The sequence below is a fragment of the Streptomyces caeruleatus genome (genome assembly GCF_001514235.1).
Classification (GTDB): Bacteria; Actinomycetota; Actinomycetes; order Streptomycetales; family Streptomycetaceae; genus Streptomyces; species Streptomyces caeruleatus.
Genome location: NZ_KQ948930.1, coordinates 218,522 through 235,629, shown reverse-complemented (window position 1 = coordinate 235,629; position 17,108 = coordinate 218,522). Strand labels below are relative to the sequence as shown.

At 70.4% G+C, this 17,108-nt stretch carries 15 protein-coding genes; 8 read left to right on the top strand and 7 right to left on the bottom strand.

The window, feature by feature from the left end; genetic code table 11:
- Positions 1–60: 60 nt before the first annotated feature.
- Both AQJ67_RS22180 and AQJ67_RS22175 read right to left on the bottom strand, forming a co-directional pair.
- On the bottom strand, positions 61–870 hold the full coding sequence (locus AQJ67_RS22180) for an endonuclease I family protein (RefSeq protein WP_062720801.1): 810 nt from the start codon (positions 868–870) through the stop codon (positions 61–63).
- A 209-nt stretch (positions 871–1,079) separates the two neighbouring features.
- Positions 1,080–3,398, bottom strand: coding sequence for an ArnT family glycosyltransferase (locus AQJ67_RS22175; RefSeq protein ID WP_062720800.1), 2,319 nt, complete (start codon positions 3,396–3,398; stop codon positions 1,080–1,082).
- Between the two features lie 152 nt (positions 3,399–3,550).
- On the opposite strand from AQJ67_RS22175, the gene AQJ67_RS22170 reads away from it, so the two are divergent.
- Entirely contained in the window at positions 3,551–4,012 is a 462-nt protein-coding gene (locus AQJ67_RS22170) for a hypothetical protein (protein ID WP_062720799.1), read from the top strand.
- A 7-nt stretch (positions 4,013–4,019) separates the two neighbouring features.
- Here the strand turns inward: AQJ67_RS22170 and AQJ67_RS22165 are convergent, their stop codons facing one another.
- Together AQJ67_RS22165 and AQJ67_RS22160 are read right to left on the bottom strand one after the other, a co-directional pair.
- Positions 4,020–4,235 carry a DUF397 domain-containing protein gene (locus AQJ67_RS22165; RefSeq protein WP_062720798.1) on the bottom strand — a complete coding sequence of 72 codons (216 nt, stop codon included), beginning with the start codon at positions 4,233–4,235 and terminating at the stop codon, positions 4,020–4,022.
- A complete protein-coding gene (locus tag AQJ67_RS22160) occupies positions 4,228–5,022 on the bottom strand; it encodes a helix-turn-helix domain-containing protein (RefSeq protein WP_062720797.1) in 795 nt (264 codons plus the stop codon). Before AQJ67_RS22160 ends, AQJ67_RS22165 begins: the two co-directional genes overlap by 8 nt.
- A gap of 117 nt (positions 5,023–5,139) precedes the next feature.
- Between AQJ67_RS22160 and AQJ67_RS47760 the strand changes: the two genes are divergently transcribed.
- Complete coding sequence (locus AQJ67_RS47760) at positions 5,140–5,325, top strand: hypothetical protein (protein WP_159058806.1); 186 nt, start codon at positions 5,140–5,142, stop codon at positions 5,323–5,325.
- A gap of 8 nt (positions 5,326–5,333) precedes the next feature.
- Entirely contained in the window at positions 5,334–5,669 is a 336-nt protein-coding gene (locus AQJ67_RS22155; protein ID WP_062720796.1) for a hypothetical protein, read from the top strand.
- Here AQJ67_RS22155 and AQJ67_RS22150 read toward each other — a convergent pair.
- A complete protein-coding gene (locus tag AQJ67_RS22150; RefSeq protein WP_062720795.1) occupies positions 5,630–6,124 on the bottom strand; it encodes a nucleotidyltransferase domain-containing protein in 495 nt (164 codons plus the stop codon). The genes AQJ67_RS22155 and AQJ67_RS22150 overlap by 40 nt on opposite strands.
- 135 nt (positions 6,125–6,259) lie before the next feature.
- On the opposite strand from AQJ67_RS22150, the gene AQJ67_RS22145 reads away from it, so the two are divergent.
- The 5 genes from AQJ67_RS22145 (at position 6,260) to AQJ67_RS22125 (ending at position 14,133) form a co-directional block, all read left to right on the top strand.
- On the top strand, positions 6,260–7,051 hold the full coding sequence (locus tag AQJ67_RS22145; protein WP_062721063.1) for a serine hydrolase: 792 nt from the start codon (positions 6,260–6,262) through the stop codon (positions 7,049–7,051).
- 53 nt (positions 7,052–7,104) lie between these two features.
- Positions 7,105–8,175 (top strand): esterase-like activity of phytase family protein, encoded by a 1,071-nt coding sequence (locus tag AQJ67_RS22140; protein ID WP_062720794.1) that lies wholly within the window; start codon positions 7,105–7,107, stop codon positions 8,173–8,175.
- A gap of 92 nt (positions 8,176–8,267) precedes the next feature.
- The gene (locus AQJ67_RS22135; RefSeq protein ID WP_062720793.1) at positions 8,268–12,029 is read left to right on the top strand and encodes an ABC transporter ATP-binding protein; all 3,762 of its coding nucleotides are present in this window, start codon (positions 8,268–8,270) and stop codon (positions 12,027–12,029) included.
- Between the two features lie 106 nt (positions 12,030–12,135).
- Positions 12,136–12,528 carry a hypothetical protein gene (locus AQJ67_RS22130; RefSeq protein WP_062720792.1) on the top strand — a complete coding sequence of 131 codons (393 nt, stop codon included), beginning with the start codon at positions 12,136–12,138 and terminating at the stop codon, positions 12,526–12,528.
- A gap of 159 nt (positions 12,529–12,687) precedes the next feature.
- Positions 12,688–14,133, top strand: a complete 1,446-nt coding sequence (locus AQJ67_RS22125; RefSeq protein WP_062720791.1) for a S28 family serine protease — start codon at positions 12,688–12,690, stop codon at positions 14,131–14,133.
- 31 nt (positions 14,134–14,164) lie between these two features.
- Here AQJ67_RS22125 and AQJ67_RS22120 read toward each other — a convergent pair whose 3' ends face one another.
- The gene (locus AQJ67_RS22120) at positions 14,165–14,830 is read right to left on the bottom strand and encodes a hypothetical protein (protein ID WP_062720790.1); all 666 of its coding nucleotides are present in this window, start codon (positions 14,828–14,830) and stop codon (positions 14,165–14,167) included.
- Between the two features lie 131 nt (positions 14,831–14,961).
- Entirely contained in the window at positions 14,962–16,818 is a 1,857-nt protein-coding gene (locus AQJ67_RS22115; RefSeq protein WP_062720789.1) for a glycoside hydrolase family 3 protein, read from the bottom strand.
- Positions 16,819–17,108 lie beyond the last annotated feature (290 nt).

The following is a 17,108-nucleotide window of genomic DNA, read 5'->3' as shown; positions in this document are numbered from 1 at the left end:
ACGGGACGCAAAGGGCTCGGCCCCCTTGCACGGAAGTGAGGCCGAGCCCTTCGGGCGCGTCTACCAGATCGCCTCGACCCACTCCGGGTGGTCGATGAACGGGTTGCGGTTGTGCTGGTAGGAGTCGTAGATGACCTCGTTGCGGCGCTCCTCGAAGGCGCTCGGCGGGTCCGCCTCGTTCCAGGCCTTCAGGACGGAGAGCTTGCCCATGTAGGGGTTGGAGCCGTTGTTGACGTTCTCGTTGGGCTCCAGGTCGGCCCAGCCGTCGTCGCCCTCGTAGCGCACGGCCATGTAGAGGATCATGCGGGCCACGTCGCCCCGGTCCGCGGCGCGGGGCGCGAAGGAGTCGGAGTCGACGGTGCTGCCGCCGCCGTTGGTGACGGCGCTGCCGCCGTTGTCGAAGTCCAGGTTGCCGCGGATGCTGTTGACCTGGACGTCGCAGGCGCGCAGGTGGTGCAGGTCCGTGCCGGGGCCGATCGCCTCGCCGAAGTCGCCGTGGGACTTGGCCCAGGTGTGCTCGCGGTTCCAGTTGCCGGTGCTGCCGCCGTTGAGGGACTTGCTGCGGGAGACACCGCTGTACAGCAGGATCACGTTGTTGGTGTTGTTCGGATCCTGGTCGGCGGCCTTCAGCGCGTCCCAGACCGCCGAGTACGAGATCTTCGTCTGATCGCTGATGATCGTGTGCAGCGAGTCCTTCAGCGCCGTACCGGTCTTGCCGATCGCGTCGGCGTAGTACGTGTCGTCGTACTCCGTCGTGGTCGCGGCGGCCGGGGAGGCCATGAGCGCCGGGGTGGTGAGGCCGACCAGGACGGCTGCCGTCGTCAGCGCCACGGACTTCCAGCGGCGGTTGCGTATGTGTGTCGCCAGCATGTGGGGTGTCCCATCTACGCGGGTTGAATGGAGGCGGCAAACGGGAGAGTGGCATGGACATGTGGTGGTGTCGAGGGCTTGCACGTGTCCATTGGGTGACGGGAAACCGCAAATCGGGGCTTGTCTACGCGAGTTGCTGCGCGAACGGGAGTGTGAAGGGGCCCCCGACAGGGAGCCGGGGGCCGTTCACACGAGGAGCCGAGTCGGTGTCAGCTGACGTCCGACGCGTCCAGGCGGTAGATCGTCGACTGGTTGCTCTGCGAAGAGGAGGATGAGGATGAAGAGGGCGAAGAGGGTGAAGAGGACGAGGAGTTGGTGCTGTACTCGCTCTCCTTCACCGCCGTCCCGTTCTTCTGGACCCAGGCCGTGACCTCGGAGCTGAGGGTGCTGCCGCCGCCCATGCCGCCGCCGCCACCGATCTGGATGTAGTGCAGTTCGCCGTTCTTCACCAGCTCCTTGAGCTTGGCCGGCGTCATCGCGTTGTCGCTGCCGGACCAGCCCCACATGGAGATCACGGGCTCACCGCTGCTGAGGATCAGCTGGGCCGCGCTCTGCGAACTCGACACCGCCAGCAGCCACTTGGCGCCGTCCTGGTGCTTCTTGAGGTACCTGATGAGCTCGCTGCTCGCGCCGCCGCCTATGCCGCCACCGCCGCCCATGCCGCCGGGGGCGCCGCTGGTGCCGGTACCGGTGCCGCCCGGGGCCGTACCGCCGGGAGCCGTACCGCCCGTCTCGCCGGTGGCGTTGGGCGGCGTACCGCCCGTCTCACCGGTGCCGCCGGGGGCCTGGCCGTTCTGGCCGTCCTGGCCCTGCTGCGGCCCGCCCGGGAAGCCGCCCTGCTGCCCCTGCTGCCCGTCCGCCTGGCTGCTCTGCCCGTTCTGCCCGTTCTGCTGAGTGCCGCCGCCCGGCATCTGGCCGCCGCCGAAGCCGCCTCGGCCGCCGCCACCGCCCCCACCGGGGCCGCCGCCGAAGCCGCTGCCCGTCGAGGGGCCGGCCGTCGGGTTCGTACCGCCCATGCCGCCGCCCGAACCGGACGGCACCGACCAGGCGTACGCGGCGGGACCCGCGACCGCCGCGACGATCGCCGCCACCACGGAGGCGGCCAGCAGCCGCAGCCGCAGCCGCAGCCGCAGCCGGTTCCCGGACGCGGACCGGAAGACGAGCAGGCCCACGATCGCCAGCGCCATGACGACGGCGATCACCGGCCACAGCCAGGTGTTCCAGCCGGAGGCCCGCCGCAGCAGTACGACCGCCCAGACGGCGGTGACCGCCAGCCCCGCCGGCAGTACCCACGCCCATCGCTTGTCGGCGCGGAACGCGCGCAGCAGCATCACGCCGCCGCCTCCGCACAGCGCCGCGATGCCCGGGGCGAGCGCGGTCGTGTAGTACGGGTGCATCGTGCCTTCGGCCATGGCGAAGGTCAGGTAGTGCAGGGCAGTCCAGCCGCCCCACATCAGCAGCGCGGCACGGGTGAGGTCGGTGCGCGGGGCGCGGCCGCACAGCACGAGGCCGCCGACGCACGCGAGCGCCGCGAAGGGGATCAGCCAGGAGATCTGGCCGCCGAGGATGTCGTTGAAGAGCCGTCCGATGCCCGCCGTACCGGAGAAGCCGCCGCCCCCACCGCCACCGCCTCCGCCGTTGCCCTCGCCGCCGAGGATCCGGCCGAGGCCGTTGTAGCCCATGATCAGGTCCCAGGCCGTGCCGTCCGTCGAACCGCCGATGTACGGGCGTTCGTCGGCGGGCACGAGCGAGACGGCCGCCGCCCACCAGAAGCTGGAGACGGCGAGGGCGACACCGGCGATGAGCAGATTGACGATCCGCTTCACGAGCTTCGGCTTGGCGGCGTAGAGATAGACCGCGAAGACGGCGGGCAGCGCGATGTAGCCCTGGAGCATCTTCGTGTTGAAGGCCAGCCCGAAGCAGACCGCGGAGCCGACCAGCGGCAGCAACCTGCCGTTGTGCACGGCCCGCAGGGCGAGTGCCGCGCCGCCTGCCATCAGGAACACCAGCAGCGTGTCGGGGTTGTTGTCACGGTTGATGGCGACCGTGATCGGGGTCAGCGCCAGCACCAGCGCGGCCACCGTCGCCGCGCCGTGGCCCCACACCCGCTTCACCGAGGAGTGCAGGATCCAGATCGTCGCCAGCGCGACCAGAACCATCGGCAGCATCATCTGCCAGGTGCCGTAACCGAGGATCCGGCACGACAGCCCCATCACCATCAGGGCGAACGGCGGCTTGTCGACGGTGAGGAAGTTCCCCGCGTCCAGCGAGCCGAAGAACCACGCCTTCCAACTCTCCGTACCGCTCAGCACGGCCGCGCTGTAGAAGCTGTTCAAGCTGGAACCGGAGAGGTTCCACGAGTACAGCGCCGCCGCCATGATCAGGATCGCGATCAACGCGGGCAGCGACCAGCGCGGCGCCTTGTCCGGGGGAACCGGGGGTTGGGCCTCCGACGGGGCCCGCGGGGGCACGTCGGTGACGGTCACGGTCGGGTGGGGGTGGGGGTGGGGATCGGTGGCTGATGTCACCAGGGCATCGTGGGCGGCGGGGGTGGGTGCGGGCTGTGCCGTAGCTGGCCGTTCGCTGTGGATACTCAAAGGGCTCTGCAAAGGCTGGTGCTCGGGTGGGGCACCCGAGATGCCGTTTCCTCAGGCCAGCGGTCCCATGGAAACCTGTCGGCATGGATACGTTCGCATCCCGCCTGGACAGTGCACGGGTGTGGGTCGATGCCGCCATCGAGGAATCGCAGGAGGGGCGCTGGGTCCGTGATGCCGTGGAACGGCGGGTGATGGCGGACATCAGCGCTGCGACCAACGCCCTGCACGGCGGTCGATCGGCGCCGTTCACCGAGGACGCGTGGCACGTGCGTATCGGGCGAATCGCCAACTGGGCCGGTGTGCTCCGGCTGGCCGCCAGGGCGGGCGGATGGGAACTCCGACCCGTCGTCGGGCACATCCCCGTACACCCCGTGGGCATGGCCGAGCTGTTGTCGGGAATTTATGCGATCGGCGAGCAGGGCGAGCGATGGATGAGGCAGCTCCGAGAGGGCCTCCCGCCACCAGAGGACGAGATCGCTCAGGCCGAGGGTTTCCTGACCGGGCCAGGTTCGGTCGAGGACCTTGAGCTGTTCTTCTACGACTGACGACCGGTCAGGGCCGTGATTCCTTGAGGGCGGCGACAAAGGCCGACCAGTTGGCGGCGGAGAACATCAGCGCCGGGCCGTGCGGCACCTTGGAGTCGCGGACGGGGACGCCGGCGGGGTGGTGGTCGAGGACTTCGAGGCAGCTGCCGGCCTCGTTCCCGCTGTGGGACGACTTGCGCCAGCCACTCAGCTTGGCGGCGTTCGAGATGGTTCGGTCAGTCATGGTGTCCGTAGTCCTTCGCTGTTGCCCTCAGCAGGGCCAGTGACTCCTTCAACGGCAGTGCGTCGCTGAGCGCAAGATCGTATCGGCTCTGCAACTCGTGGACCACGGAAGGGGAGTCGTGCACCTTCCCCAACCGCTGCCCTTCCGTGTACGCCAGAGGTGGCTGGTCCTCGAACCACATCAGCGTGAGCATGCTCTGCATCATCGGATGCAGACCCACACCGAACGGCATCACATGCACGCGGATGCGTCCAGCCTCCGCGAGACGAACGACGTGCATGATCTGCTCCGCCATGACTTCCTGGCTGCCTACAGGGCGTCGCAGCAGCGTCTCGTCCAGCAGCGCCCACACCACGGGCATCACCGGATCGTCGAGAATCTTCGCTCGCTCAAGGCGTGTGACAACGCGCCTGTCACATTCCTCGTCACTCACCGGAGGGAACGCCGAGCCCAGGACCGCAGTTGCGTACTCCTTCGTCTGAAGGATGCCTGGGAAGTACGTCAGGCCGAACTCCCGGATCATCACCGCCTGCTGTTCGAGTGCGAGCACTGCCTCGAAGTAATCGGCAACCGCCTCGTCGTCCTGCGGCAGGAAACTGCTCAGCACATTCCCCGTGCCCAGAGCCGTATCCAGCCGCCGCGCATCCTCCCGCGACGGCACCCGCCTCCCCGCCTCGATATGCGCGATGTGCGAACGCGTCATGAACGCCCGGTCGGACAGCTCCTCCTGCGTCAGCCCCGCTGCCTCGCGTTGCTGCCTGAGCCAGTCACCGTACGTATTGCCCATGGTCAACTCCTTTGTGACAGGCGCTTTGTCACACCGAACCCTCTGGCGAGGCTAGCCGGGTCGATCCCAGTCTGTGAGGTGATCGCTACAGAACGCGATCGGAATGGAGTTCGTGAAATGCGTCGTCTCATCGGCCGTCTCTTCCGGCGACGACCACGCCGGCATCCGGCCACCACTCCCGTCGGGCCGACCGTCCGGCACATCGGCGCCCGGCCCGCGCAGGCGGCGCATGCGGCCGTCGTGCTCGGAGTCGGTGTCGGGTCGGTCGGTCTGCCCTCATGGGTCGTAGGGGGCGCCAAGTGACGGCGGACATGCGACTGCTGCCCTGGACCGGGGCCGAGGGCAAACCCTGCTATCTCGTGGGTGACGGCACCGGCCCGGTCTCCCGCCTGGCCGACACCGTCGAGAGCGTGCAGCTCGACATGGCCGACAGTCTCCTCGGCCACGCGGCCGACCTGCTCACCGACAGCGGGGCCACGCCCGCACAACTCCGGTTCCTGCTCGCCCGGATGAGCGAGGCGCTGACTGATGTCCGGCGCATCGCGGAGAGCCGGGGGGCGAGTCATCCCGTCCTCTTCCCTGCCCGCGACGACTCCGACCCCAGGGATCAGAAGTGCGTGGCGACCCCGAACACCCGCCGCAACTGAGCCATGTCATGCCGGTCGCGGTCCGCCGGCTCGTACCCCTGGTGGAAGTGGACCTGCTGCTCGGCGGACAGACACGGGACCGGTGTGCCGGCGATGCTGCCCGTCACGAAGGCGGAGGCGGGGTAGTGGAAGGGGTGCGAGGGGTCGAGGGAGGCCTGGTTCGCGGAGCCGTCCTCGGTGAAGAGCAGGGGGTGGAGGTCGACCTCGCGGCCGTCCGGAGCCCTCATCACGAAGCGGACCGGGCGCCAGTCGAGGGTCTCCACGAAGCCCGCCTCCGCGAGGACTGACAGCACCGCGGACTCCTGCTCCTGGCGGTGCATCAGGTCCAGGTCCCGGTGGTCGCGGGTCTGCTCGCCGATGAGGGCGTCGATGCCCCAGCCGCCGCCGATCCAGATATCGGCCCGCGCCCTTCGGAGCAAGGACAGGACGGACAGTGCGCCGTCAGCAGTCATCATGCGTACAACCTTTCATGCGTGCTCGTTGGTCAGAGGGACATGACCAACGGGAGAACGAGCAAGAGCGAGAAGTCAGGGCGCGTTTCGGCACGCGCCAGAGCGGGCGTCGCGGCTGGTGTGGGCGTCGGCGTGGCCATGGCGTCCATAGCCGTCGCGGCCCCCGCCGTCGCGGCCCCCGCCCCCACCGTCAGCTGCACCTCCGCCAAAGCGGGCCTCGCCGCCAAGCTGAAGAAGGACATCACCGCCGCGCTGGCCAACCGCAAGGGGACCATCGCGGTGGGTCTGTACGACCGTTCCACCAACACCACCTGTGCGCTGAGGGCTTCGAGTGCCTACGACTCGGCCAGCGTCGTCAAGGTCACCGTGCTCGCCGCGCTGCTGTGGGACGCGAAGAAGCACAACCGGTACCTCACCGACCGTGAGGTGTCGCTCGCGAAAGCCATGATCACCAAGTCGGACAACGCGGCGACCAGCACGCTCTGGAAGCAGCTCGGGCTGACGAAGATCAAGGGCTTCCTCGGCGCCGCCGGCATGACCCAGACCAAGCCCGGCGCGAACGGCTACTGGGGGCTGACCCAGATCACCGTCACCGACGAGCAGAAGCTGCTGAAGCTGATCACGGCCAAGAACGCGATACTGAGCGACAACTCCCGCGCCTACATCCTGAAGCTGATGGGCCAGGTCGTCTCCTCGCAGCGCTGGGGCACCCCGTACGGAGTGCCGTCCGGCGTCACCGTCGCCGTCAAGAACGGCTGGCTGCAGCGCGCCACCCAGGGCTGGCGGGTGCACAGCGTCGGCGCCTTCAAGGGACGCGGTCATGATTACGTGATCACCGTGCTCACCCACGGCAACAGCACTATGAACTACGGCATCACGACCATTCAGGGCGTCGCCAAGGTCATCCACAAGGACCTGGCCGCGAGCTGAGGCTTCACGAGGCGGCCCACCCCGCGTCACCCACCCGTCCTACGGTGACCCCCATGCGCCTGAGAACCGTACTCGCGACCGCCACCGCGGGCCTGGCGGCGGCCACGTGCCTGACCGCCGCCGGCCCGGCGAACGCCGACGTCCACGCCGACGTCCACGCCGACCTCCACGCCGTCACCGCCACCACGCCGGACAGCCACGCCTGTTCGCCCGCCGTCTCCGTCGACCGCTTCTCCGACGCGCTCGACAAGACCACGTACGACGGCACCTTCGTCGGGAACCTCTCCGCCCTCGCCGTGGACCGGGACGGCTCCCTCGCGGCCGTCTCCGACCGCTCGGCCCTGTTCGCCCTGGACGGGAAGACGCTCGCACCCCGGGCCGTCGTCCCGCTCGCCGACGAGAGCGGCGCCGCCCTCGACTCCGAGGGCCTCGTCGTCGACCGGGACGGCACCCGGCTGATCTCCTCCGAGACCGAGCCCTCCGTACGCCGCTACTCCCGCGACGGCAGGATCCTCGACCGCCTCCCCGTGCCGGACGCCCTGAAGGTCGCCCCGGCCGGCCGCGCCGTCTCCAACGGGACCTTCGAGGGCCTGACCCTGCTCCCGGGCGGCCGTACCCTGCTCGCGTCGATGGAGTACGCGCTCGCCGGGGACAGCGCCGGCATCGTCCGCTTCCAGACCTGGCGGAGGGCAGAGGGCGGTCACTTCCGGCTCTCCCGCCAGTACGCCTACCGCACGGATGCCGGTCTCGGCGTCCCCGAGGTCCAGGCCACCCCCGACGGCCGCCTCCTCGTCCTGGAACGCGGCTTCACCGCGGGCGTCGGCAACACGGTCCGCCTCTACCTCGCCGACCCGCGCCGCGCCACGGACACGAGCGGTGTCGAGAACCTCACCGGGCAGGACGGCGTACGGCTGATCAAGAAGACACCGCTCGCCGACATCGTGAACTGCCCGTCACTGGGAGCGACCGCCAAGCAGCCCCAGCCCAACCCGCTCCTCGACAACATCGAGGGGATGGCGATCACGGGGTACTCGAAGGGACGCCTGAAGGTGCTGCTGGTCAGCGACGACAACCAGAACGCCGCACAGACGACGCGGTTCTATTACTTGCGCGTACGGATCTGAGCGCACCGCCCCCGTTTGTTGCGGCGGGATGAAATCGGCCCTCGTCGGCGTTGGTGCCTTCCGGCAGACCAGGACGAACGGAGGGCACCCGCGTGGCAGCGCATCAGGGGGAGACCGGGGAGACCAAGGGCCGGCCGACTTGGGCGCGCAGACTGGCGGGGTACGCGTGGCGGTACCCCAAGGACGTCGTCCTCGCCCTGGGCTCCTCCCTCGCCGGTATGGCCGTCATGGCCGTCGTCCCGCTGATCACCAAGGTGATCATCGACGACGTGATCGGCGACCACACCCGAGGCATGGCCCTCTGGGCCGGGCTGCTCATAGCCGCCGCGCTCGCCGTGTACGTCCTGACCTACATCCGCCGCTACTACGGCGGCCGGCTCGCCCTCGACGTCCAGCACGATCTGCGCACCGACATGTTCGGGACGATCACCCGGCTCGACGGGCGGCGGCAGGACGAGCTGTCCACCGGGCAGGTCGTCGGGCGGGCCACCAGCGACCTCCAGCTGATCCAGGGCCTGCTCTTCATGCTCCCGATGACCATCGGGAACTTCGCGCTCTTCCTGATATCCCTGGTCGTCATGGCGTGGCTGTCCCTGCCGCTCACGCTGGTCGCCCTCGCGGTCGCCCCCGCCCTGTGGTGGATCGCCAAACGCAGCCGGACCAAGCTGCACCCCTCCACCTGGTACGCCCAGGCCCAGGCCGCCGCCGTCGCGGGCGTGGTCGACGGGGCCGTCAGCGGCGTACGCGTGGTGAAGGGGTTCGGGCAGGAGGAACAGGAGACCGGGAAGCTCAGGGACGTCAGCCGGCGGCTCTTCGCGGGGCGGCTGCGCACCATCCGGTTCAACTCGAAGTACACCCCGGCGCTCCAGGCGGTCCCGGCGCTCGGCCAGGTCGCCATGCTCGCGGTCGGCGGCTGGCTGGCGGTGCGCGGGCACATCACGCTGGGCACGTTCGTCGCCTTCTCCACCTACCTCGCCCAGCTGGTCGGCCCGGTGCGCATGCTCGCCATGGTCCTCACCGTGGGGCAGCAGGCCAGGGCGGGCACCGAGCGCGTCCTGGAGCTGATCGACACCGAGCCGTCGATCAAGGAGGGCACCAAGACGCTGCCCGCCGACGCGCCCGCGACCGTCGAGTTCGACGACGTGTCCTTCGGCTACGACGACTCCACCGGCACGACCACCCCCGTCCTCGACGGCCTCAGCTTCGAGATCCGCCCCGGCGAGACCCTCGCCGTCGTCGGCTCCTCCGGCTCCGGCAAGTCCACCGTCTCCCTGCTCCTCCCGCGCTTCTACGACGTCACCCGCGGCGCCGTCCTCGTCGGCGGCCACGATGTCCGCGAGCTGACCTACGACTCGCTGCGGGCCGCGATCGGGCTGGTGCCGGAGGACTCCTTCCTCTTCTCGGACACGGTCCGCAACAACATCGCGTACGGCCGCCCCGACGCCACCGACGAGGAGATCCGCACAGCCGCCCGCGCCGCCCAGGCGGACCGCTTCATCGCCGAGCTGCCCGACGGCTACGACACCACGGTCGGCGAGCACGGCCTGACCCTCTCCGGCGGCCAGCGCCAGCGCGTCGCGCTCGCCCGCGCGATCCTCACCGACCCCCGGCTGCTCGTCCTCGACGACGCGACCTCGGCGGTGGACGCCCGCGTCGAGCACGAGATCCACGAGGCGCTGAAGCACGTCATGGAGGGCCGGACGACCCTCCTCATCGCGCACCGGCGCTCCACCCTGGGCCTCGCCGACCGCATCGCCGTCCTCGACGCCGGCCGGCTCGCCGACATCGGCACCCACGAGGAACTCCAGCAGCGCTCCGCCCTCTACCGCCGCCTCCTCACCGACCCCGACGAACTCGGCGGCGTCTCACCCGGCCACGCCCAGCCCGCCTGCCCGCAGGAGGACACCTCCGTACGCGACGAGCTGGACGCCGAGTTCGACGCCGAACGCGGGGTGACCCCGAGGCTGTGGACCGGCGACCGCGAACCCAAGGACCAGGCGCTGACGGAGTCCCCGGCCACCCCCGAGCTCCTCGCCCAGGTGGAGGCGCTGCCCCCGGCGACCGACACCCCCGACATCGACGAGGCCGAAGCGGTCCGGCCGGAGCAGTCGTACGGCCTGAAACGGCTGCTGCGAGGCTTCGGGCCGCCGCTCCTGATCAGCCTCGGCCTGGTCGCCATGGACGCGGGCATGGGCCTCCTCCTCCCCGTCCTGATCCGGCACGGCATCGACTCCGGCGTCACACAGGTGGCCCTCGGCGCGGTCTGGGCGGCCTCCCTGCTCGCGCTGCTCGCGGTCACCGTCCAGTGGGTGGCGCAGATCGGCGAGACGCGGATGACCGGGCGCACCGGCGAACGCGTCCTGTACTCCCTCCGGCTGAAGATCTTCGCCCAGCTCCAGCGGCTCGGACTCGACTACTACGAGCGGGAGTTGACCGGCCGGATCATGACCCGGATGACGACGGACGTCGACGCGCTGTCGACCTTCCTCCAGACGGGCCTGGTCACCGCCTTCGTCTCCGTCGTCACCTTCTTCGGCATCATGGTCGCCCTGCTGGTCCTCGACCTCCAGCTCGCGCTCGTCGTCTTCGCGACGCTGCCGCCGCTGATCGTCGGGACCTACTTCTTCCGCCGGGCGAGCGTGAAGGCGTACGAACTCGCCCGTGAGCGCGTGTCGTTGGTCAACGCCGACCTCCAGGAGTCGGTGTCCGGGCTGCGGATCGTGCAGGCCTTCCGGCGCGAGCGGGACGGCGGCGCGCGGTTCGCCGAGCGCAGCGACAGCTACCGGCAGGCCCGCATCCGCGGACAGTGGCTGATCTCGATCTACTTCCCGTTCGTGCAGTTCCTGTCGTCGGGGGCCGCGGCGGCGGTGCTGATCGTGGGTGGCGCCCGGATCGAGGCGGCGACTCTGACGACCGGTGCGCTGGTGGCGTACCTGCTCTACATCGACCTGTTCTTCGCCCCGGTCCAGCAGCTCTCCCAGGTCTTCGACGGCTACCAGCAGGCCACGGTCTCGCTCGGCCGCATCCAGGAGCTCCTGCGGGAGCCGACCTCGACGAAGGCGGCCGAGGAGCCGCTGGAGGTGCTGTCGCTGCGGGGCGAGGTCGCGTTCGAGGACGTGCGCTTCACGTACGGGGCGGACGAGGAGGCGCTGAGCAGCGTCGACCTGCGCATCCCGGCCGGGCAGACGGTCGCGTTCGTCGGCGAGACGGGTGCGGGCAAGTCGACCCTGGTCAAACTGGTGGCGCGCTTCTACGACCCGACCGGCGGCCGGGTGACCGTCGACGGCGCGGACCTGCGCGCCCTCGACATCACGTCGTACCGGCACCGTCTCGGGGTCGTCCCGCAGGAGGCGTACCTCTTCCAGGGCACCGTCCGTGACGCCATCGCCTACGGCAGGCCGGACGCCACGGACGCGGACGTGGAGGCGGCGGCCCGCGCGGTCGGCGCGCACGAGATGATCGCCACCCTCGACGGCGGCTACCTCCACGAGGTCGCCGAACGCGGCCGCAACCTCTCCGCCGGCCAGCGCCAGCTGATCGCCCTCGCCCGCGCCGAACTGGTCGACCCCGACATCCTGCTCCTCGACGAGGCGACGGCCGCCCTCGACCTGGCCACGGAGGCCCAGGTCAACCAGGCCACGGACCGCGTCGCCGGCCGCCGCACCACCCTCGTCGTCGCCCACCGCCTGACCACGGCCGCCCGTGCGGACCGGGTCGTGGTGATGGATCACGGGCGGGTCGCCGAGGACGGCACGCACGAGGAACTGCTGGCGCGGGGCGGGCGGTATGCCGAGCTGTGGCGGACCTTCGTGGGGGAGGCCGAGCCGGAGGAGCCCGCGCAGATGGCCGGGTAGGGGCCGGTGCGGGCGTGACGGGCGGGGCCGGTGTGCAACCATCCGGCATACGTCGTGCGTCCGTACACCAGTACGCTCATCGCCGGTGTACGGGGAGGACAACCAAGTGGACAGTGGTGCGATACGCCGACGACTGGCCGTCGGTCTTGCGGTGCTGACCGCGTCCGGGCTGATCGCGGTCGCGGCCCCGACGCAGGCCCAGGCCGCGGACGCCACGCGCTGCGAGGGCCGCAAGGTCAGGACGTACCCGTTCCCCACCGGCACCCTGTACGTCTACAGGAAGCAAGGCCACGTCTGCGCCATCGTCCTGCCCAGGCGCCCCGGGCGGGAGCAGACGATGACGGTCAGCGTGCAGGCGTACCGGGCCATGCGGGTGACCGACGAGGGCCAGTACACCCGCCGGGCCGGTCCGGTCACCGTCCATGCGGGGCAGCGGTGTGTGTGGGTGAAGGGCCGGGTGGGGAGCGGGTCGGTGAGCAAGGGCTGGATCCTGTGCTGATGCCGACCGGCTGATTCACGCCTCTGCCGAGCCCCCGCCGCGCCTCCGCTTCCGCTTCCGCTTCCGCTTCCGCTTCCGGGAATTCTCCATCTTCCCTGGTGTGCCGGGGAGTTGCTCCGATAGCTTCCGCACGCACATCTGACTCACAAGGGAGGGTGCATGCGGAAGGCGCTCAGATGGCTGCTGGCGCTCGGCGTGCTGATCGGCACGTTGGGCACGGCGGGAACGGCGGGCACCGCGGGGGCGGCCACCACCGCCCGGTCGGCGGCCACCACCACCGACATCAAGGACCGGCTGCTCTCCATACCGGGGATGAGCCTGATCGAGGAGAAGCCGTACCCCGGCTACCGCTTCTTCGTCCTCAACTACACCCAGCCGGTCGACCACCGGCACCCGTCCAAGGGAACGTTCCAGCAGCGGATCACCGTGCTGCACAAGGACGTCAGCCGGCCGACGGTCTTCTACACCAGCGGCTACGACGTCTCCACGACACCCAGCCGCCGCGAGCCGACCCAGATCGTGGACGGCAACCAGATATCCATGGAGTACCGCTTCTTCGCCCCGTCCCGGCCCGACCCGGCCGACTGGACCAAGCTGGACATCTGGCAGGCGGCCAGCGACCAGCACCGCATCTTCAAGGCGCTGAAGAAGGTCTACGACCGGAACTGGATCTCCACGGGCGGCTCGAAGGGCGGCATGACCGCCACCTACTACGAGCGCTTCTACCCGAGCGACATGGACGGCGTCGTCGCCTACGTCGCCCCCAACGACGTCGTGAACCACGAGGACTCCGCCTACGACCGCTTCTTCGGACACGTGGGCGCCAAGGAGTGCCGCGACCGGCTGAACGCCGTACAGCGCGAGGCACTGGTGCGCCGGGAGCCGCTGGAGAAGAGGTACGCCGCGCTGGCCGCCGAGAACGGCTACACCTTCCGCACGGTCGGTAGCCTGGACAAGGCGTACGAGGCGGTCGTGCTGGACTACGTCTGGGGCTTCTGGCAGTACAACCTGCTCCAGAACTGCGCCAACGACACCCTGATCCCGCCGGACGCGAAGAACGCCACCGACGACCAGATCTGGACGTCCATCGACACGGTCTCCGGCTTCTCCTTCTACACGGACCAGGGCCTGGAGCCGTACACGCCGTACTACTACCAGGCGGCCACCCAGCTCGGCGCGCCGACGATCCACTTCCCGCACATCGAGAAGAAGTACCTGCGCTACGGCTACCAGCCCCCGCGGAACTTCGTCCCGCAGGACATCCCGACGAAGTTCCAGCCGCGGGCCATGCGTGACGTGGACACCTGGGTACGGCACAACGCCCGCCACATGCTCTTCGTCTACGGGCAGAACGACCCGTGGGGCGCCGAGCCGTTCCGCCTCGGCAAGGGCGCGCAGGACTCGTACGTGTTCACCGCCCCCGGCGCCAACCACGGCGCCCGCGTGGACGGCCTGGTCGGCGGCGAGAAGGCCCTCGCCACGGCCCGCATCCTGCGGTGGGCGGGCGTCCCGGCGACCGCCGTGAACCGGGCGGAGCCGCTGGCGAAGTACGACGCGAGGCTGGACGTGCGCGACGTGGAGCGGGAGCCCACCCTGCGCCCGTGAGCCCGGTGCCGCGCCCGGCCCCTGTGCGCCGTCACACGGGCCGGGCGCAGCCCACCGGCTTCTCGCCGCCCAACTGGACGTACAGGGCCGTCGACAGCGGGCACTTCGCCCGCTTGTCCACGGCCTTGGTCACCCTGTACTCGGGCCGCTGCTTCCCCTTGCCGTCGCACGACGTCTCGCGCACCTGGCCGTCGCCGGAGCTGTAGACGCAGTCGCCGACGATCGTGCGGGGACCGCCTCCGCCGCCGGGGTCGCCGGGATGGGGCGGGGCCAGGTTGCGCATGCAGGCGTAGCCCTGCGGGATCGCGCCGTCGCCGTCCTCGTCGGAGGTCCGGCTCTGCTCGCTGATGTGCAGCACGAAGTCCGTGGTCCCCGGGCACACCGGCCCGTCGCCCACTGTGCCGTCGTGCCGGGACACGACCCGCGCCGCCGCCCGTTCACCGGTGCACGGCACCTCGGTGAAACTGGTCGTACCGAAGGAACTGCACTCGTCGACGCCGAGGAACACCGCGCCGTACCCGGCGGGCCGGGTCGGCGACGTCACCCGCCGCTCACTGTGGCCGACGCTCGAACTTCCGCTCTCGCCGATCCGCCCGTCCTCCGCCGCCGCTCCCGACGGACTCTGGCATCCCGTCAACAACGCGGCGAGCAGCACCAGCAACGCCCAGGCCACCCCCACGGCACTTCTCCCACGCATCGCACTCCCCCCGGGTACCCCCGCCCAGCGTGACCCGCCGCAGCGGGCGCACGCCAGACATGTGGGGTCCTTTGCGTCGGTTGGGGGTGAGTACGCCCGTTGTGTGGCGTACGGGCGCTACGCCCAAAGCGCTAGCGGCGCCTGTACGACAGTCCGTGGCCGACCGGATACAGCACCCGCGCCGGATCGTCGGCCCGCTGCACCGGCACCGGCAGCCTCCCGCGCGGGGATACCCGCCCGGCGATCACCCGTGCGGCCGCGCGCAGTTCGACGTCGGTCCAGGAGTAGGTCGCCAGGCAGGCGGGCACGGCCGGCAGGTGGGCCACGTCGTACGGGTTGCGGATCGCCACCGCCACCACCGGCCTGCCCGTCGCGACGAGCTGCTCGACCAGGGCCTTCTGTGTACTGCTCGCCGTGACGTTGTACGTCCCGACCACGACCGCGTCCGCCGCCCGGGCCGCCTCGACGGCCCTGGCGATCGTGCTGGAGGAGGGCGCCGTACCCGTGGACAGGGCGGTCGCCGTGAAGCCCAGTTCGGTGAGGGCGGTGGCGAGCACCCCGGTCGGCGGTCCTGTCGTGCCGGACGGGGAGGCCGGGTCGGCGCCCACGACCAGGACCTTGGGGTGGGTACGGCGGGAGAGAGGGAGCAGCGACCCCTCGTTGACCAGCAGGGTGGTCGTCCGCTCGGCGATCCGGTCGGCGGTCGCGAGGTGGGACCGGGTGCCGACGTTGCGGTCGACCCCGCCCTGGCTGACGTACGGCTCGTCGAACAGCCGTAGCTTCGCCTTCAGTCGCAGGACGCGCAGGATCGATTCGTCGAGCCGTGCCTCGGTCAACTCGCCGCCCTGGACGGCCTTCAGCACCGCGTTCCACGCGACGTCGAGGTTCGGCGGGTTGAGCAGCTGGTCCACGCCCGCCTTGAGCGCGAGGACGGGGACGCGGTCGTCGCCGTACTTCGTCCGTACGCCCTCCATGCCGAGCGAGTCGGTCACCACCAGCCCGTCGTAGCCGAGTTCCTCGCGCAGGATGCCGGTGAGGATCGGGCGGGAGAGGGTGGCCGGGTCGCCGGAGTCGTCGAGGGCCGGGACCATGATGTGGGCGGTCATGATCGAGTCGATGCCGGCGCGGACGGCGGCCCGGAAGGGCGGTGCGTCCAGGCTCTCCCACTGGGCACGGGTGTGGGTGATGACCGGGAAGCCGTAGTGACTGTCGACGGCGGTGTCGCCGTGCCCGGGGAAGTGCTTGGCGGTGGCCGCGACCTGCCGGTCGTGCGGCGAGCGCTGGTATCCGGCCACCTCGGCGGCGACCATGCCGGCGACGGCGGCCGGGTCGGCGCCGAAGGAGCGGACGCCGATGACCGGGTTGGCCGGGTTGACGTTCACGTCGGCCACGGGGGAGTAGTTCTGCCGGATGCCGAGCGCCCTGAGTTCCTGTCCGGCGATCCGGCCGAGGGTACGGGCGTCGGAGCGGGAACCGCCGGCGCCGATGGCCATGGCGCCCGGGAACAGGGTGGCGGGCTCGCCGACGCGGCAGACGATGCCGTGTTCCTGGTCGGTGGAGATGAGGACGGGCAGGCCGCGCGGCTGGGTGAGGGAGGCCCGCTGGATGCCGTTGGACAGGTCGGCGATCTGGTGCGGGTCCCGGGTGTTGTGCGCCCACGTGAAGTAGATGATGCCGCCCACCCGGTACCTGGCGACCAGCTCGGCGGCGGTCCGGACGCCGATCTCCTTGAGGTTGGCGTCGATGTCGGCCTGGTCGGGGGTGGTGGCGGAGTGGCCGTAGACCCGCATGACGAAGAGCTGGCCGACCTTCTCGGGCAGGGTCATCCGGGCGATGAGGGCGCGGAGTCTGCTGTCGTCGGGGGCGGAGGCGTGCGCGGTGCCGCCGAGGGGGAGGGCGAGGGCGAGGGCGGAGGTGAGGCCGGTGGTGGCCGCGAGGACCGTACGTCTGGTGGGTCTCGCGGTGTTTCCTGGGCTGGTGTCGGGCACGTGCGCTCCTTCCGGAGGTGGTGCGCTGAAGGAAACTTCCGAGAAGTCACCAATAACCGGGAAGTTTCTGCCAGTCAAGGGAGTGCACCGTGACCGAGGAGGGGCCGTCATCGGCGCAGTTGGAGGGGGGGCGCGCCGATGACGGCGTGCTGCCGGCCGCGGTACGGCGGAGAGGGTTGGTCAGCTATCGCAGCCAGCAGCGAGGGCCGACACCGCACCACGGTGACTCTCCGGCAGCGCGGGGGTTGGACGGGCGGGGGTGGGGCTGGGTTCCCGGCTGCGACCAAGAG

Coding starts and splice junctions, on each gene's coding strand:
- AQJ67_RS22150 (WP_062720795.1), bottom strand. CDS start 6,124: ATGATGACTGCTGACGGCGCACTGTCCGTCCTGTCCTTGCTCCGAAGG.
- AQJ67_RS22155 (WP_062720796.1), top strand. CDS start 5,334: ATGCGACTGCTGCCCTGGACCGGGGCCGAGGGCAAACCCTGCTATCTC.
- AQJ67_RS22160 (WP_062720797.1), bottom strand. CDS start 5,022: ATGGGCAATACGTACGGTGACTGGCTCAGGCAGCAACGCGAGGCAGCG.
- AQJ67_RS22140 (WP_062720794.1), top strand. CDS start 7,105: ATGCGCCTGAGAACCGTACTCGCGACCGCCACCGCGGGCCTGGCGGCG.
- AQJ67_RS22145 (WP_062721063.1), top strand. CDS start 6,260: ATGGCGTCCATAGCCGTCGCGGCCCCCGCCGTCGCGGCCCCCGCCCCC.
- AQJ67_RS22125 (WP_062720791.1), top strand. CDS start 12,688: ATGCGGAAGGCGCTCAGATGGCTGCTGGCGCTCGGCGTGCTGATCGGC.
- AQJ67_RS22165 (WP_062720798.1), bottom strand. CDS start 4,235: ATGACTGACCGAACCATCTCGAACGCCGCCAAGCTGAGTGGCTGGCGC.
- AQJ67_RS22120 (WP_062720790.1), bottom strand. CDS start 14,830: ATGCGTGGGAGAAGTGCCGTGGGGGTGGCCTGGGCGTTGCTGGTGCTG.
- AQJ67_RS22180 (WP_062720801.1), bottom strand. CDS start 870: ATGCTGGCGACACACATACGCAACCGCCGCTGGAAGTCCGTGGCGCTG.
- AQJ67_RS22170 (WP_062720799.1), top strand. CDS start 3,551: ATGGATACGTTCGCATCCCGCCTGGACAGTGCACGGGTGTGGGTCGAT.
- AQJ67_RS47760 (WP_159058806.1), top strand. CDS start 5,140: ATGCGTCGTCTCATCGGCCGTCTCTTCCGGCGACGACCACGCCGGCAT.